The 1,049-nt window shown below is 41.8% G+C and carries 2 protein-coding genes; both read right to left on the bottom strand.

The genetic code is table 11. The annotated features are described in order from the left end of the window. Positions 1–265: 265 nt before the first annotated feature. A complete protein-coding gene (locus tag ACYVRH_RS13205; protein WP_461257360.1) occupies positions 266–820 on the bottom strand; it encodes a hypothetical protein in 555 nt (184 codons plus the stop codon). Continuing rightward, positions 795–1,049 (bottom strand): hypothetical protein (locus ACYVRH_RS13200; RefSeq protein ID WP_461257359.1); only part of this gene is annotated, 255 nt, incomplete at its 5' end. The genes ACYVRH_RS13200 and ACYVRH_RS13205, both read right to left, overlap by 26 nt.

Below are 1,049 nucleotides of genomic sequence, written 5' to 3'. Positions count from 1 at the left end.
CCCTCAAGCCATTATTTTAGCCGAATGGACATTTTTAGGTCAGGAGCTAGAATTTTTGCAAAAATCGGACAAAGAAAGCATAAACAGCTTAACCAGAGCCATTCGTTTTTTCGAGTAATGCAAATGGTTTCATTTTTTACAGCCAAAAATACAATTTTGCTCCCTGCCCTTAATTATACTACTCGTTTGTATAGCGTCAAGGGCATGGTAACGGTGGAATTGGAACAAAAAAAGGGGAAAAAGCGGTTTTTTGGGGGATTTTCCTTTAACTTACCAACGCTTTTTTTTGCAATTCCACATACGCCGTTTGCGCTGTAGACATATTGGCAAGCCGTTGTTTGAGTAATGCCCTTTCGATAGGGTCAAGCCCTGGGGTTTTGAGTATGTTTTTTAGCCTTGCTTGGTGGCCGCCGCAGGCAACGTGGAATGAGTCTTTTGGAAAACCTTTTACACGGTATTTTGAATCGTGGGGGATGATTTTTTCAGCGCATTGATAAAGGGGCTTATCCCCTATAACTTCAAGGGCAAGGAAAGCGTCATCGAAAAAACGAATGGCTCTGGTTAAGCTGTTTATGCTTTCTTTGTCCGATTTTTGCAAAAATTCTAGCTCCTGACCTAAAAATGTCCATTCGGCTAAAATAATGGCTTGAGGGTCTGCTGACGCTTGGGCTTCATTGAAAGCGGTCATCTCAAGAGCGATACCTTTTTCGTAGGAAATGCGACCTTCTTGTTCCTTCCCTCTGGTTGCAAAACCTTTTCTGCCAAAATCAATAGCTAATGCCGCATTATATATACTATTTATTAAGCCAGCCTTGTCCAAATTCAGCCTCCGCTTCTGACAAATTCCAACCGCCGTTTATAAGAAAATCTACGCCTATTTTCTCTTTAGCCATTTTTGCTAAATATGGGGGCATTGGGGCGGTCCTTAAAAGACGGCTAAATCCTTCTTCATCTCCGGCATCCAATAAGGTAAATGCCTTATTGGAAATGGCTAGTTTTTCATCAAGGGTCATGGTTTGCGTTTGTGGCATAATCGTCTCCTTAGGAGT

The sequence above is a fragment of the Treponema sp. R80B11-R83G3 genome (genome assembly GCF_054786115.1).
Note: the sequence above shows the minus strand (reverse complement) of the source record. Positions and strands in the feature narration are given on the sequence as shown.